The 14,806-nt window shown below is 67.9% G+C and carries 10 protein-coding genes and 1 tRNA gene; 7 read left to right on the top strand and 4 right to left on the bottom strand.

Going from position 1 to position 14,806, the window contains the following annotated elements; all coding sequences use genetic code 11:
- Positions 1 to 255 precede the first annotated feature (255 nt).
- Positions 256 to 2,565 (top strand): TonB-dependent siderophore receptor, encoded by a 2,310-nt coding sequence (locus F4X11_08740; protein ID MYN65100.1) that lies wholly within the window; start codon positions 256 to 258, stop codon positions 2,563 to 2,565.
- Between the two features lie 2 nt (positions 2,566 to 2,567).
- Positions 2,568 to 4,277: a hypothetical protein gene (locus F4X11_08735; GenBank protein ID MYN65099.1), complete on the top strand. Its 1,710-nt coding sequence runs from the start codon at positions 2,568 to 2,570 to the stop codon at positions 4,275 to 4,277.
- Positions 4,278 to 4,442: 165 nt separating this feature from the next.
- Here the strand turns inward: F4X11_08735 and F4X11_08730 are convergent, their stop codons facing one another.
- From F4X11_08730 to F4X11_08720, 3 genes are all read right to left on the bottom strand, one after another.
- Positions 4,443 to 5,411, bottom strand: a complete 969-nt coding sequence (locus tag F4X11_08730) for a hypothetical protein (protein ID MYN65098.1) — start codon at positions 5,409 to 5,411, stop codon at positions 4,443 to 4,445.
- Positions 5,390 to 5,863 carry a hypothetical protein gene (locus tag F4X11_08725; GenBank protein MYN65097.1) on the bottom strand — a complete coding sequence of 158 codons (474 nt, stop codon included), beginning with the start codon at positions 5,861 to 5,863 and terminating at the stop codon, positions 5,390 to 5,392. Before F4X11_08725 ends, F4X11_08730 begins: the two co-directional genes overlap by 22 nt.
- A gap of 212 nt (positions 5,864 to 6,075) precedes the next feature.
- Positions 6,076 to 6,151, bottom strand: a tRNA-Phe gene (locus F4X11_08720).
- Between the two features lie 179 nt (positions 6,152 to 6,330).
- Here F4X11_08720 and F4X11_08715 point away from each other — a divergent pair.
- Genes F4X11_08715 through F4X11_08705 form a run of 3 tightly spaced genes read left to right on the top strand, consistent with a single transcriptional unit; the run spans position 6,331 to position 10,011 of the window.
- Complete coding sequence (locus tag F4X11_08715) at positions 6,331 to 8,067, top strand: insulinase family protein (GenBank protein ID MYN65096.1); 1,737 nt, start codon at positions 6,331 to 6,333, stop codon at positions 8,065 to 8,067.
- Between the two features lie 20 nt (positions 8,068 to 8,087).
- Entirely contained in the window at positions 8,088 to 9,569 is a 1,482-nt protein-coding gene (locus F4X11_08710) for an insulinase family protein (GenBank protein ID MYN65095.1), read from the top strand.
- Positions 9,514 to 10,011 (top strand): septum formation initiator family protein, encoded by a 498-nt coding sequence (locus F4X11_08705; protein MYN65094.1) that lies wholly within the window; start codon positions 9,514 to 9,516, stop codon positions 10,009 to 10,011. Before F4X11_08710 ends, F4X11_08705 begins: the two co-directional genes overlap by 56 nt.
- 8 nt (positions 10,012 to 10,019) lie before the next feature.
- Here the strand turns inward: F4X11_08705 and recA are convergent, their stop codons facing one another.
- Positions 10,020 to 11,060, bottom strand: coding sequence for a recombinase RecA (gene recA / locus F4X11_08700; GenBank protein ID MYN65093.1), 1,041 nt, complete (start codon positions 11,058 to 11,060; stop codon positions 10,020 to 10,022).
- A 427-nt stretch (positions 11,061 to 11,487) separates the two neighbouring features.
- Here recA and F4X11_08695 point away from each other — a divergent pair, with 427 nt between their 5' ends.
- Positions 11,488 to 13,539 (top strand): hypothetical protein, encoded by a 2,052-nt coding sequence (locus F4X11_08695; GenBank protein ID MYN65092.1) that lies wholly within the window; start codon positions 11,488 to 11,490, stop codon positions 13,537 to 13,539.
- A gap of 39 nt (positions 13,540 to 13,578) precedes the next feature.
- On the top strand, positions 13,579 to 14,652 hold the full coding sequence (locus F4X11_08690) for a YncE family protein (protein ID MYN65091.1): 1,074 nt from the start codon (positions 13,579 to 13,581) through the stop codon (positions 14,650 to 14,652).
- Positions 14,653 to 14,806 lie beyond the last annotated feature (154 nt).

The raw sequence follows: 14,806 nt of genomic DNA, 5'->3' as shown, positions 1-14,806 counted from the left end.
GAGTGAACGATGCGGAGGCGACCAGGAGGACGGACAGAAACGGGGTGAAAGAGTATGGCGTTCCTGGAAAGCCGGCGCCAAATCGCGCTACCACCGGACAGCATCTTAAGAGTTGCTGAAGAGGATTTCAGCAACTCTTAAGTTGTTTCGGCTCGGCGCCCGCCGTAGGGTCTTCCGGCGTAACGGCTTCCGCCGAACATGAAGCCGGAAAGGGGTTGAGGTGAGGGCCTTCATGATTTCGGGCGCGGCAGTTGGATTGTTGCTGGCGCTAGTCACGCCAGCCGCGGCGCAGGATGCTTCGCTCGTCGCACGCGCAGTCGATTCGGACGGGGGCGCCGTCGTCGGCGCGCCGGTCGTTCTGATTCACGTCGGTTCCGGCGAGCGGCGGACCGGCATCACCGGGAGTACCGTCTGGAGATCGCCGCCCAGGGTTTCGATCTCCACGCGCAGACGATCACGATAGCCGCTGGCGACCGGACCGTCGAAGCGAGGCTGCAGGTTGCGACCGTCCGTGAAGAGATCACCGTACTGGGTACCGCCGTCGCGCCGACGATCGGGCGGGTCGAAGCGCCGCTGCGCGACCAGCCACTGACGGTGAACACCCTGAACCGGGAGTACCTGGAGACGCACGCCATCAACGATGTCGTCACCGCGCTGCAGCACGTGCCCAACGTCAACGCGTACACGAACTACGGCGTCTACCAGTACTTCACGTTCCGGGGCTTCAGAGAGAACGTGCAGATGGTGGACGGGATTCGCAACGAGGGGAACCGCGTCACCACCCAGCTTGCGAACGTCGAACGCGTCGAGGTCCTCAAGGGACCGGCGTCCGTGCTGTACGGCACGGGCGCGCTCGGCGGCACCGTGAACATCGTCCTGAAGAAGCCGACCCCCGATCCCGCCTACGACGCCTCGCTGGCCCTCGGGCGCTGGGACACCTACCGGGGGACGTTCGGCGCGGGCGGACGCCTGAGCGACACGCTCTTCTACCGTTTCGACACCGCCGGCGAGTCGGCCACCAACTATCGGCAGGATCCGTCCAGGCGACTCAACGTGACGCCGTCGTTGACGTGGCGGGCATCGAACTCGGCGCAGCTCGAGCTGCGCTACTTCGTCGATCGCAACCGCGTCAGCGGCGACAGCGGCATCCCGCTGGTGCCGCTCGACGGCGGGTTCATGCCGAGCGCCGAGCGCGGCATCATCGGCGATCCGCTGACCAGGGCCATCAGCGGCGACGACAGCGCATCGATTCCCAACGTGTCGCCGTCCAGCCGCTACAACACGCCGCAGGATTTCGGGTCGGCGATCGACCAGAACCTGCGCGTCAGCTACTCGCAGGTCCTCGGCGACAATGTCGTCTTCCGCGACACGCTCGGGTTCCGTCGCTTCGACGACGAGTACTTCGTCGCGGAGTTTCTGGACGTGACCCCGCCCAGCCAGGTGAACCGGGGCTTCCTGTACTTCTTCCACCACCGTCGCTCGCTCGTCAATCAGGCCGAGCTGAGCGCAAGCTTCTCGACCGGCATCGAGCACGACGTGCTGGCGGGATGGGACTATCAGTTCTACCCGAACCGGACGGATCGGCGCGGCGGGGCCAACTTCAACACGACTCCGATCGACCTGTTCAATCCCGTCGAGACCCACGCGAACGTCGATATCGGCTCCTTCCCGGTGACGCGTTACGACTACCAGACGGCCCACTCCTCCGGGCTGTTCCTGCAGGATACGCTGACGCTCGCGCCCACCCTGAAGGTGGTCGTCGGCGGGCGCTTCGACATCTTCGACCGCACGACCCACCGGAACCCCGTGGAGAACGGAGTGGAGTCGGAGGGTCCCCTCAACGAGGGCGAGTTCCAGGATTTCAGCCACCGCGTGGGGCTGGTCTACCAGGCGGCGCCGGCGTACGATCTCTACCTGCAGAACTCCACGTCGTTCCAGCCGCAGTACGACGTGAACGTGGACGGCACGCCGCTCGATCCGGAATACGGGGTGCAGTACGAGGCCGGTCAGCGCGTCCGCTTCCTGGGGGAACGTCTGCAGTTGAGCAACGCCGTGTTCCAGATCCAGAAGCGGAACCTGACGCGTTCGCTCGGTGCGGGGATTTACGAGCAGATCGGCAGCCTGCGCGCGCGCGGCTTCGAGACGGAGCTGCGGGGCAACGTCACCCCCGATTGGCTGCTCGACGTCGGCTACGGCTTCACCGCGGCCAGCTTCCTCGACTACACGACGTCGAGAGGCGCCGTGCTCTCGGGCAACACGCCCCGGCGGTCGCCCCGGCACACGGTGACCTTCTCCACGTCGTACCTCTGGCCGAACGGGCTCGCGGTCATGGGCGCCGGCCAGTATATTTCGAGCCAGTTCCTGAACGACTCCGAGACCGTCGAGTTCAACGGCTACGAGCGCCTCAGCCTGGGCGTGTCGTACACGAGGGGCCGGGCGCAGTACGCGCTCAACCTGACCAACGTGACCAACACGGCGTACTGGCAATCGTCGCTCGGCAGCCGGCAGCTCTATCCGGGCGAGCCGTTCAACGTCATGGCCACCGTACGGATCCGCACGAATTGAACATGCTGCGGTCGCTCAAGCGGTGGCTCGACTGGCGACGGTGGATCGTCTACCTCCACCGGTGGCTCGGGATAGCCGGCGGCGTGCTCTTCGTCGCCTGGTTCGTGTCGGGCGTGGTGATGATGTACGCCCGCATGCCGGGAATGGCGAACGAGGAGCGCCTCGCGCGCTCGCCCGCCCTCGACCTCGCCAGCGTGACCCTATCGCCGTTCGAGGCCGCACAGGCAGCCGGCCTCGCCCCTGATGACAAGGCCCTCGCCGAGTCGACGCCGGCTGCGGGCAAGGACGCGACGCCGCGGCCAGCGGCAATCGGCGTCGACCGCGTCCGGCTCGGCATGCTCGACGACCGGCCGGTCTACCGCTTCGGCAGCTCCCGCCGCGGCGGCGCATTCAGCAGCGCGCAGATCGTCTTCGCCGACACGGGGGAGATGTTCACGTACGTCGGTCGAGCCGAGGCCGAGTCCATCGCCCGTCGCTACGCCCCGGGCTACGACGGCCCGTTGCACTACGACGGCTACCTCACCGAGCCCGATCAGTGGACGCTGCAGGCCCGCGGGCAGATGCCGATGCACCGCTTTGCGCTCGACGATGCGGACGACACGCGGTTGTACGTGTCGTCGGTCACCGGCGACGTGGTGCTGCGCACCACGTGGAGCGAGCGCTTCTGGGGATACCTGGGACCGGTCACCCACTGGGTCTACTTCACGCCGCTACGCAAGCACGGATCGGTCTGGCTGGAGTTCATCATCTGGTCGTCGCTCCTCGGCTGCGTGATGTGCCTCACCGGCCTGGTCTGGGGCGTCTGGCGCTACTCTCCGATTCGGCGGTTCCGTCTGCGGATGCGCGATGTCCCGGTGCCGTCGCCGTACGTCGGCCTGATGAAGTGGCATCACTATGCCGGCCTGTTCTTCGGTGTCATCACCTTCACCTGGGCGTACAGCGGTCTGCTCTCGGTGGGGCCGTTCGACTGGTTTCAGTCTCCGCGCGTCTCGCGCGAGCAGCGCGAGGTGTTCACCGGCGGGCCGCTGCGCGTCGACCTGATGACGCTGGCCAATCTGCGGGCGGCCGCGGCGGAGGTCGAAAGGGCCTTCGGGAAGGCCGGCGCGCTCAAGGAGCTCGATGCCGTTCAGGTCCGGGGCGAACCGTATTGGCATGGCCATCGGGCGCCCTCGAACGAGGAGGCCGTGCAGTGGATGCGGATCGGCCTGATGCCGCGGACGCCGCGGCCCGTGCTCGAGCAGCGCTACGTATCCGCCGCTCGGCCGGATAACGGGGCGTTCCGCGCGTTCGGCGAGAGGCATCTGAAGGGCGAGTCGCTGGTCGAGCTCGCGAAGCTCGCGATGCCCGGCGTGCCGGTTCGGGACGCGGTATGGCTGCACGAGTTCGACGCCCACTACTACGATTCCCGGGGGACGCGGTCGCTTCCGGTGCTGCGGGTCCGCTACGAGGATTCGGATCGGACCTGGCTCTATCTGGATCCGGCTCGCGGCGGGATCGCGCTGCGGACCGACGACAGCCGGCGGCAGTTGCGCTGGCTGTACCAGGGGCTGCACAGCCTCGACTTCCCGTTTCTCTACTACGAACGCCCGCTCTGGGATGCGGTCGTCATCGTGCTGAGCATCGGCGGCACGGTGGTGAGCGCAACCACGCTCCTGCCCACGTGGCGGCGCCTGCGCCGTCACGTGGGCAGGCTGGGACGGAAACGCCGTTGACCCGGAGCCGACAGGCGAGTTCCGGCCCCCGACCGCATCGTCCGTGATGCGCCGCAGCCGATCATGCTCGTCGACATCGACCTCGACGGCGCACTCGCTCTGGTCGCCTTGGCGACCCTGAGGAAGTTGGCCAGGGTCGAAGGGTTGGACCACGCGTGATTCAACTCACTTGTCCCGCTGCCCCGCAGGTGGGACATCGCCGTGCCACGCCGTTACCTGGCCGTTCTCTTCGCTGTAGATTCGCGTGTACTTGCCCAACTCCCGGCGTGCTTCTTCGGCGCGCTCTCGAACGCGTCTTCCGTCGGGTCGCTGGTGGGCCAGGTACCCGTTGAGTCCGAGTCGCTCGAAAGCCTCGTCGCTGACTCCGGCGATCGTTCGCGCTTTCTCGTCGCCGAAGCCCGTCGTGGCACTCACCAGGATCCGGCCTCTGTCCACCCCGACCTCCAGTCTCGTGTAGATGGCCTTTCTGATTGCGTCGGCCGCGTCGGCGCCCAGTCGTTCCGGCCGTTCCAGTGCTTCGACGGTGTCGAGCGTCTCTGCCCGGGCGCCGATTCTCGTTTTCGCCGCCTGCCATATTCCGGCTATGGTCCTCGCCCACCTGCGGCCGGCGCCGTTGGCGGCCGCAACCAGGCTCCCGCGGTCGAGTTCACTGGCCCGCAGTACGTCGTACACGTCCCGTACCAGACAGTCTTCGCCTCGCTCCAGTTTCCCGCGCAGGATCTGGATCGTCGATAGCACCGTTTCGATGTTCCCGTCGACGATCGCCGCTGCCGCTCCGCTGGCCGGCATCGGCGTGGTCGCCCAGATATCGATTTTCTGGTCCGCCCATCCAGCCGTCACCAGTTTCCCGCGCGCCCTGGGCGCTACGGTTCCGCGCAAGGTCTCGATTCCGTTCCTGAAGCTGCTGTCCGGCCGTGCCAGGACGCTTCCCGGCCTCGTTTCCTCTGCGACGACGATGTCGATGTCGCTGCTGCTGCGGTGTTTCCACCTCGCCGCCAGGATCGTTCCGCCCCCGATCGTGTAGCTCCCGCTTTCCCCTGTCAGTTCGGCGATTCCCCGGCGCGTGATCTCGCGCGTTGTGCGCCACAGTGCTCCCGCATGCGCCGGCAGCCTCAACCGCTCGGTCTCGTCCATCCTGCGGGCTCCTGGTCGAAGTTGTTGAGGAACCTGGCCGCCTTGCATACCTGCAGGCCTGCACGATGCAGGGCCGCGGCCAGCGTGCGCGGGGTGTAGGCACCCTCGGCCCAGGCCCGGAATATCTCTTCCGGGGTGGCTTCGGTCGCCCACGCATCCAGAATGTTCCTCTGCCGGCTGTCCGGCTCTTCCGCTCGCAGGGCCCGGTAGAATTCGGCTTCGGTGGCCGGTGTCTTCCAACCGCAGGTCGCGCTGCACAGCCGCGCTCGTACCGTAGGGCTTTCGGGCTCGCCGTTCCGGTTGCGCCTGGTCGCGATCGTCCTCACGGTTTCTTCGTCGATTTCCGCGTTCGAGAGCCGCGCCGCCGGCAGGAGGCGCTCGTAGGCTCCCCAGCCCTGGGCGCGCATCTGCTGTTCGCTCGGTTGTCCGTTCCCCGCCGCCGGGATTCGCATGGCAGCCTTTGCTCGGTCACCCGGACGGTGCCCGTCGTCTCGACTCTACCCTGGTGCTCCGTTGCCCGCAATGCGGGGGGGCGGAGCCGCGGGCCGTCATTCGCCGGAACCGGGTGCAACATCCAGTTTGCCGGGAAGGGCAACTCGGCTGGCCGAGAAGCCGCCGGAAGTGCCGTGTTCCTATTACTGCCCGAGAATCAGTAACTTGAAGGTGGTGCCGAGGGCCAGAATCGAACTGGCGACACCATGATTTTCAGTCATGTGCTCTACCGACTGAGCTACCTCGGCACGCAGGCGGGCGCGGAACCCGGCAGGAAATACCAAGATACTGCACGGCGCGCACGCCGCGCAAGGCGCGCGCCGGCCGTGCTTGGCGTCTTCGTCGGGACTGGTGTACCGTCGGTAATGGCCGGAAAGCCGGAGTCCCCCGGCGCCGGTCTCCCCTGTACGACGTGGCGAGGCATCCGATGAGACAGATATCCTGGTGGGTTCTTCCGGTCGTCCTGGTGCTGGCCGGGTCGGCCGGCGCGCAGCAGGTCGACGTGATCGAGCATCGGCTCGACAACGGCCTGACCCTGCTGCTGGTTCCGCGGCCCGGTGATCCGAACGTTGCGGCCGGCTGGGTGGCCAAGGTCGGCTCCGTGTACGAGCGGCCCGGGATCACCGGCGTTGCGCACCTCTTCGAGCACATGATGTTCAAGGGGACGCAGACGATCGGGACCCGGGACATCGAGCAGGACCTGCAGATCATCGAGCAGCTCGACGCGTTGCGGGCCGAGATCCAGGCCGCCGAGGTGGAGCTGGATCGCCGGCACCAGCTCGGCGAGATCGAGGACCCGGCCGATCCCGCCGTGCGCAGTACGCGCCACCAGGAGCTGCTCGACGAGTTCGAGACGCTGCTCGCCCGGCAGAGCGACCTGCTCATCAAGGAGGACTTCAGCCGCATCTACACGGCCGAGGGCGGCTCGGGCATGAACGCCGGCACGAGCTACGACTTCACCATCTACTTCATCAACGTTCCCGCCAACAAGCTGGAGCTGTGGTTCTGGATGGAGAGCGACCGGCTGGCGAACCCGGTGTTCCGGGAGTTCTACGCCGAGCGCAGCGTGGTGCACGAGGAACGGCGGCTGCGCACGGACAGCACGCCGATCGGCAAGTTCCAGGAGCAGTTCGAGGCGATGTTCTGGCAGTCGTCGCCGTACGGCTGGCCGGTGATCGGCTGGCCCAGCGATCTCGAGGGCATCACCCGGGACGAGGCGCTGGGATTCTTCGACACGTACTACGCCCCGAACAACCTGGCCGCGGCGCTGGTCGGCGATTTCGACCCCGACGCGGCGATCGAGCTGGCCGAGCGTTACTTCGGCCGGCTCGAGCGCGGAGCCCGCCCGCCTCTTCAACCGCGCACGCGCGAGATGCCGCAGCTCGCCGAGAAGCGGATGATCGCGTATGCCGACACGAACCCGCAGGTCGTCGTCCGGTACCACTCGGTGCGCGACGGACATGTGGACGAGCCGGCGCTGGTCGTGCTGGGACAGTTGTTGAGCGGTCGGACGGGACGCCTCTATCGTTCCCTGGTCGAGGAGCAGGCGGTGGCCACGAGGGCCTCCGGCGGACAGGCGGGCTTCCAGTTCGAGGGGATGTTCGAGTTGCGCGGCACGGCCCGGCAGGGAAGGACGCCGGAAGAGGTCGAGCAGGCCATCTACGCCGAGCTGGAGAAAATGAAGACCGAGCCGGTCGGCGAGCGCGAGCTGCAGAAGGTCAAGAACCAGAACGCCGCGGACACCTTCCGGGGCCTCCGCAGCAACTTCGGACTCATGATGCAGCTTCTCATCCGCGAGGGGAATCGCGGCTGGGAGCACATCAATACCGATCCGGCCCTCTACGACGCGGTCACCGCCGCCGACGTCATGCGGGTGGCGAACAGGTACTTCACGCCCGAGACGCGCGCGGTGGCGGTCTACTACCGCGACGAGAGCACACAGACCGAGGAGGATCCCCTCCTGGCGGGGTTGAGCGACGACGAGCGGCAGCAGATCCGCCAGGTGCGCGCGATGCTCGGGCAGATGCCGGAGGATCAGCTCAATCAGTTCCTGGCGCAGGCGGAGCAGATGGTCGGGCAGGTCCCGCCGGAGAACCGGGACATGGCCGAGGCGCTGGTCGCGCTCGTTCGGCAACGGATCGAAGAGTTGGGAGGTGCGCGGTGACGGGGGCGCGACGATTCGCAGTGTGGTGCTGGATGGGCGTGGTGTTTGCAGGCCTGGCCGTCCCGCCGGCCCTGGCCCAGCCGATCCCGGCGCACCCGCGTGACCTGGTGTTCGAGGATCTGGCGTTCGATCCGCCGGACGCGGCGGCGCATCGCCACGAGCTGTCGAACGGCTCGGTCGTCTTCATCGTGCCGGATCGGGCTCTGCCGCTGGTGTCGGTCTCCGTGACGGTGCGGACCGGCGCCTATCTCGAGCCCGCCGATAAGGCCGGCCTCGCAGCCCTGACCGGCAGCCAGATGCGCGCCGGCGGCGCGGGTGCGCTGGGACCTGTGGAATTCGACGAGGAAGCGGCGTTCCTGGCCGCGGAGCTGTCGAGCGGCATCGGCGACACCTCGGGCCGCGCCGGCGTCAACTCTCTGACGAAGGACCTCGACGCCTCGCTCGACCTGTTCTTCGACATGCTGCGGCGGCCGCGCTTCGATCAGGACCGTCTCGACCTCGCCAAGAGCCAGGTTCTCCAGCAGATGGAGCGGCGCAACGACAGCACGCAGAGCATCGAGGTCCGCGAGTGGCGCAGGCTGCTGCGGGGCGGCGGGCACTTCACGACGACCCCGTCGACGCGGGCGAGCATCGATGCGATCACGCGTGACGACCTGGTCGCCTTCCACCGCGAGTACTACCATCCGGGCAACTTCATCTTCGCGGTGTCCGGCGACGTCGAGCCGGCCGACTTCCTGGCCCGGCTGGAGGGCCGCCTGGCCGACTGGCCGGCCCGCAAGCCGGTTTCCACGCCGGTGCCGGCGCCGGATCACGAGATTCGACCCGGCGTCTACGTCGTCGACAAGGACGACGTGAACCAGGGGCGCGTCGTCATCGGACATCTCGGCGCGATGCGCGACAACCCGGACCGCTACGCGCTGATGGTGATGAACGACATCCTCGGCGGTGGCGGCTTCGCGGCGCGCCTGCTGACCCGCATCCGGTCGGACGAAGGGCTCGCCTACAGCGCCTACTCGTCGTACGGGTTCGGCACGTACTTTCCCGGCGCCTTCCGGGTCAGCTTCCAGTCGCGGAGCGAGACGGTGGCGCGCGCCGCGGCGATCGTGCTGGAGGAAATCGAGCGTATCCGTTCCGAGCCGGTGACCGAAGCGGAGCTCCGCACGTCGAAGGCGTCGTTCGTCGAGACCTTCAGCCGCAGTTTCTCGAGCGCCGCGTCGACGGCGGGCCTGTTCGCGAACGACGAATACACGGGGCGCGACCCGGCGTATCTCGTGGCCTACCGGGATCGGATCAGCAGCGTCAGCGGCGACGACGTGCTGCGCGTGGCGCGCGAGTACCTCGATCCGGAACGGCTTGTCATGCTGGTGGTCGGTGATCGCTCGACGATCGAGGCCGGCGACCCGGACAATCCGGACGTAACCCTGCCGGGACTCGCCGCCGGCGAGATTGCCGGCATACCGCTGCCGGATCCGTTCACCATGGAGTACCCGTCCTCTCCTTGACAGGGCAGCCGGGGCCGGCGGCGCTCCGGCTCGTCTGTCCATCGCACGGCCTTTTCGTGTATCGTCAGGACGTATCGTGGATTCCGATGCGCCTGCACCGGCGCGAACGGTTCGAGCGCGGCGTCCCGGCGGGCGCGCCGTCGGCTATCTGCTGCTGTTCGCCACGTGTGCGCTGGTGGCGAATGCGCTCGTCGGCGAGAGCGGTCTGCTGGCCACGCGAATGGCCAGCCGTCAACAGGCGCGCCTCGCCGAGCGCATCGCCGACATGAAGGGCGAGAACGAGACGTTGCGCGAGCAGGTTCGGCGGCTTCGCGAAGACCCGACCTTCATCGAGGAGATCGCCCGCCGCGAGTTCGGCCTGATACACCCGGGCGAGCGCGTGTTCATCCTTGGCTCGGTCGCGCCGCCGTCGAGTGCGGCGGCGCCACGAACCGCGCCCTGAGCGCTGCCCTAGGCCGTAGCGCTCTCGGCCACGGGCGTGGGCCGGGCGCCGGCCTCGGTCGCCAGTCCGAGCGCCTTGCGCACCTCGGCTTCCATGCTCCCGAACAGATCCGCCTTCTCGCGCAGGAGCGTCTTCACGTTCTCGCGGCCCTGCCCGAGTCGCTCGCCGCCATAGGAGAACCACGCGCCGCTCTTCTCGACGATGCGCCGCTCGACCGCCAGATCAAGCAGATCGCCCTCGCGTGAAATCCCTTCGCCGTACATGATGTCGAACTCCGCCACGCGAAACGGCGGCGCCAGCTTGTTCTTGACCACCTTCACCCGCGTACGCCCCCCGATCACGCGGTCGGCGTCCTTGATGGCCCCTATGCGGCGGATGTCCACGCGGACGGACGAGTAGAACTTCAGCGCCCGGCCGCCGGTCGTCGTTTCCGGGTTGCCGAACATCACGCCGATCTTCTCGCGGAGCTGATTGATGAACAGGAGACAGGTTCGCGACTTGGCCACCACGCCGGTCAGCTTGCGCAGCGCCTGCGACATCAGGCGGGCCTGCAGCCCGACCTGCGCCTCGCCCATCTCGCCCTCGATTTCCGCCCGCGGCACCAGCGCCGCGACCGAGTCGACGACCACCACGTCGATGGCGCCCGAGCGAATCAGCGTCTCGACGATCTCCAGCGCCTGTTCCCCGTGGTCCGGCTGCGAGACGAGCAGGTTGTCGAGCTGCACCCCGAGCTTCCGCGCGTATATCGGATCCAGCGCGTGCTCCGCGTCGACGAACGCCGCGTTGCCCCCGACGCGCTGGGCTTGTGCGATGACCTGCAGCGCCAGGGTGGTCTTGCCGGACGACTCGGGGCCGTAGACCTCGACGACGCGGCCGCGCGGCACGCCGCCGATGCCGAGCGCGTAATCGATGCTGATCGATCCGGTGGAAATGCTCGGGACGGCCGACACCGCGCCCTGCGCGCCCAGGCGCATGATCGCTCCCTTGCCGAACTGCTTCTCGATCTGCCCGACCGCGATCTCGACGGCTTTCGAGCGTTCGCGGGCTATCCGTTCCGGATTCGACATGGATTCTCCATTCTGTTCGATAGGGCGGGCTTGCATGTCACGAAACGTATTCTAGGATCGTGCCAGACGAGTGTCAAGCGAAAGTCAGTTTAGAAATCCATATAAATTCATTATATGAAGCAGTTTATGTTGTTCTAGACTTTCGCCCTTTTCGGCTGCGCAGCAGCAGTTTCCGCCATCCTGACGGCCCGGACCGTTGCAGATTCTGCATCCTGCCTTCCCGGCGGGCAGCGGCGATACAATGAGGCAGTCCTTGCGACCGGTACGCGGGGCCGGCCGTTCAGGCCGACGGTGGCAGTGGAGCCGTTAGCAGTCAGGGAAGGGGTGGCAGGTGGGCAGTGACGAAGGACTCGCGGCAGGGGCCCGGATCGGACACGTGGATGCGCGGCCTCGGCGCTGGGGAGTACGGTTGGCGCGTTCTTTGTCATGCGTCTTCCTCCTGCTCGCGTGCGCCGCATTGATGGTCCGCGGGCAGGGCGGCGATACGCCGGCCGGGCTGCGCATCGAAGTCGATCCGGGCGCCCTGCGCCTGGAGATAGGGGAGGCGGCGCAGTTGTCCGCGACCGTCCGGGACGCCGGCGGCGCCGTCGTGGACGACGCGACCGTCGTCTTCTACTCGCGCGCGCGGCGCAGCGTGAGCGTGACCCGCACGGGCCGCGTCGAGGCGTACCGCCCCGGCGAGTTCACGCTGATCGCTCTCGTTCCGACCAACCCGGGCGACAGGAGCCGGCGACCCGATGCGCGCGCGCGGGTGGAGATTCCGGTGACGGTGCCTCTGCCGCCGATCTCGGAAGTCGCTTTCTCCAGGGTCCCGTCGGTGTTCTACGCCGGGACCCAGCCGCGCCTGCAGGTGGCCGTGACGGACACGGCAGGCGCCCGCCGGGAAGACGTGCCGGTCATGTTCGCCACCAGTGACGCGGCCGTTGCGTCCATCGACCGGTTCGGATTCCTGACTCTGCGTGAGGCCGGAAGGGTCACGGTGACCGCGTCGGTCGACACCGAGAGCGACGCGCTGACGATAGAGGTCGAGGACAATCCGGTTTCCTCGCTGGTGCTGGAGGTCGGCGCCGACGCGGCGCGCACGGGGGACGTGCTGCGCTTCACTGCCGTCGCGGCCGATGCGCAGGGGCGTCCCGTGCCCGGTGTGCCGGTGCGGTTCGCGGTCGGCGGTGAGACCGCCCCCGCCATCGTCGCCGCCGGGGCCCCGGCGCACATCGCCGCCGACGGCCGTTTCGTCGCGGAACGTTCCGGGACCTACACCGTGATCGCGACCGCGGGCACGCATACGGCTGCCCGGACGGTTTCCATCGAGCCGCGGGACGTGGCGCGGGACGTGGAGGTGGTCGGACGCGGCAAGGTGCTCGACCGCCGCTCGTCGGACCTCTGGGTCTGGGAGGGAACCGACGGCCGGGACTACGCCCTCACCGGGACCTGGGGCGCCGACGGACACACCTACTTCTGGGACGTGACCGATCCGGCCAACATCGAGAAGGTCAACGAGGTGCAGGTCGATGCCAGGACCGTGAACGACGTCAAGGTCTCTGCCGACGGCGAGCTGGCCGTGATCGGTCGCGAGGGCGCCTCGAACCGGCGCAACGGCTTCGTCGTGCTCGGCGCCGGCAATCCGCGCGAAGGGGTTCCGGTGCTGTCGGAGTTCACCAATCAACTGACCGGCGGGGTCCACAACGTCTTCGTGGACGGGCATCATGTGTACGCGCTCAGCGCCGGGCGTCGCTACGACATCGTGAGCATCGAGGATCCGCGTAATCCGGAGCGGGTGGGGCGTTTCGAGCTCGAGACGCAGGGGCACAGCGTGCACGACGTCTGGGTCAGCGACGGCATTGCGTTCTCGTCGAACTGGACGGACGGCGTGGTGGCCGTCGACGTCGGCGGGGGCGGTCGGGGCGGAACGCCGGAGCGGCCGGTCGAGCTGGGGCGCTACGCGTATCCCAACGGCTGGAACCACGCTGCCTTCCCCTACCGCAGCCAGTCGACCGGCAAGTTCTACCTCTTCGCCGGCGACGAGGCCTATCCCTACGGCGGGCTGGCGAACGCCGCCGAGGATGCGCAGTTGCCGTTTCGGACCGCGGGCTGGATCCACGTCATCGACTGGAGCGACTGGGACAATCCGCAGGAGGTGGCGCGCTACCAGGTGCCCGAGGCGGGTTCGCACAACATCTGGGTGGAGGACGACATTCTCTACGTCGGCTACTACTACCCGGGCGGCCTGCGCGTGGTCGACGTGTCCGGGGAGCTGATGGGCGACCTCTACCGGCAGGGCCGGGAGATCGCGCGATTCGTGCCGTTCGAGCCCGACGGATTCGCTCCCAACGCACCGTTCGTCTGGGGTCCGCAGCCCTACAAGGGGCACATCTTCTTCACCGACTACAACAGCGGGCTTTGGGCCGTGCGCCTCGAGGAGAAGACCGGTCCGGGCCGGGTCATCGGCGAGCCGCAGTAGGAGTCAGGCGCGGCGGGACACGCAGACGGGAGCATGCACGTGGGGACGCGGACGATCGGCGCGGTGGCGGTTTCGCTCACGCTGCTGGCCCTGCTCGGTTCGCGGGAGGCGCGAGTGCCCGCGGCAGCAGCGCCGCCGGAGTCGCCGGAGCGCAGCTACTACGTCTACGTGTGCGCCGAGTCGGAGGACGAGGTGGCGCTCGTGCGTTACGGGCCCGGCGGCGCAGAGGTCGTCAAGACGATCGGGGTGGGGAGCTATCCCAACGAGATCGAGGGCCCGCATGGCATCACCGTCGATCCGGACGGCCGCCACTGGTACGTCTCCATCGCCCACGGGCTGCCCTTCGGCAGCGTCCACAAGTACGAGACGGGCACGGATGCATGGGTGGGGGACGTGACGCTCGGATTGTTCCCCGCGACGCTCGACGTATCGCCGGCCACCGGCCTGATGTTCGTCGTGAACTTCAACCTGCACGGCCGGATGGAGCCGAGCAGCATCTCGGCCGTCGAGGTCGAGACGATGGCCGAGGTGGCGCGCATCGACACCGGCGTCATGCCCCACGGCTCGCGCCTCAGCCGCGACGGCACGCGGCACTACTCGGTCAACATGATGGGCGGCGACCTCGTCGAGCTGGATGCCCTCGGCTTCGAGATCGCGCGCCGCCTGCCGCTCGGTGAAGGGGTACAGCCGACCTGGGTGACGACGCCGACCGCGGAAGGAATCGCCTACGTGACCGGCAACAACGTCGCCAGGGTGTTCGAGGTGGACCTCCGATCCTGGCGCATTCTGCGCACGTTCGAGACCGGGGCCGGTCCCTACAACCTCGACGTGACCCCGGACGGATCGACCCTGATCGCCACCTACAAGGGAGACGACGCGGTGGGCTTCTGGGATCTCGGCAGCGGCGTCGAGCGGGCGCGGGCGCCCACCACCCGCACCATTCCCCATGGCGTGGCCATCACGCCGGACGGCCGGTACGCGTTCGTCACGCTCGAGGGGGTCGGCAGCGACCCCGGCACGGTCGAGATCTACCACGTGCCGACGGCGGAGCGGGTCGGCGCCGTCGACGTCGGCAAGCAGGCAGGCGGCGTCGCGTTCTGGAAGATGGAGTAGACGGTCAAAACAGAGACCCTGGAACACGTCCCGCCGGCCTCGAACCGCGACGAACCCAGTCCGGAGGGACTAGCGATGACGCTGCCAGGTGGCGCGGCTCTCAACTCCGTCGTCACCCATCAGCGACAGCACCAGCGTGTCGCCGTCGTCCGCG

The sequence above is a fragment of the Acidobacteriota bacterium genome (genome assembly GCA_009861545.1).
GTDB lineage: Bacteria > Acidobacteriota > Vicinamibacteria > Vicinamibacterales > UBA8438 > WTFV01.
Note: the sequence above shows the minus strand (reverse complement) of the source record. Positions and strands in the feature narration are given on the sequence as shown.

Excerpts from the sequence above, each read along its gene's own strand:
- F4X11_08730 (MYN65098.1), bottom strand. The coding sequence starts at position 5,411 with ATGGACGAGACCGAGCGGTTGAGGCTGCCGGCGCATGCGGGAGCACTG.
- F4X11_08715 (MYN65096.1), top strand. The coding sequence starts at position 6,331 with ATGAGACAGATATCCTGGTGGGTTCTTCCGGTCGTCCTGGTGCTGGCC.
- F4X11_08735 (MYN65099.1), top strand. The coding sequence starts at position 2,568 with ATGCTGCGGTCGCTCAAGCGGTGGCTCGACTGGCGACGGTGGATCGTC.
- F4X11_08725 (MYN65097.1), bottom strand. The coding sequence starts at position 5,863 with ATGCGAATCCCGGCGGCGGGGAACGGACAACCGAGCGAACAGCAGATG.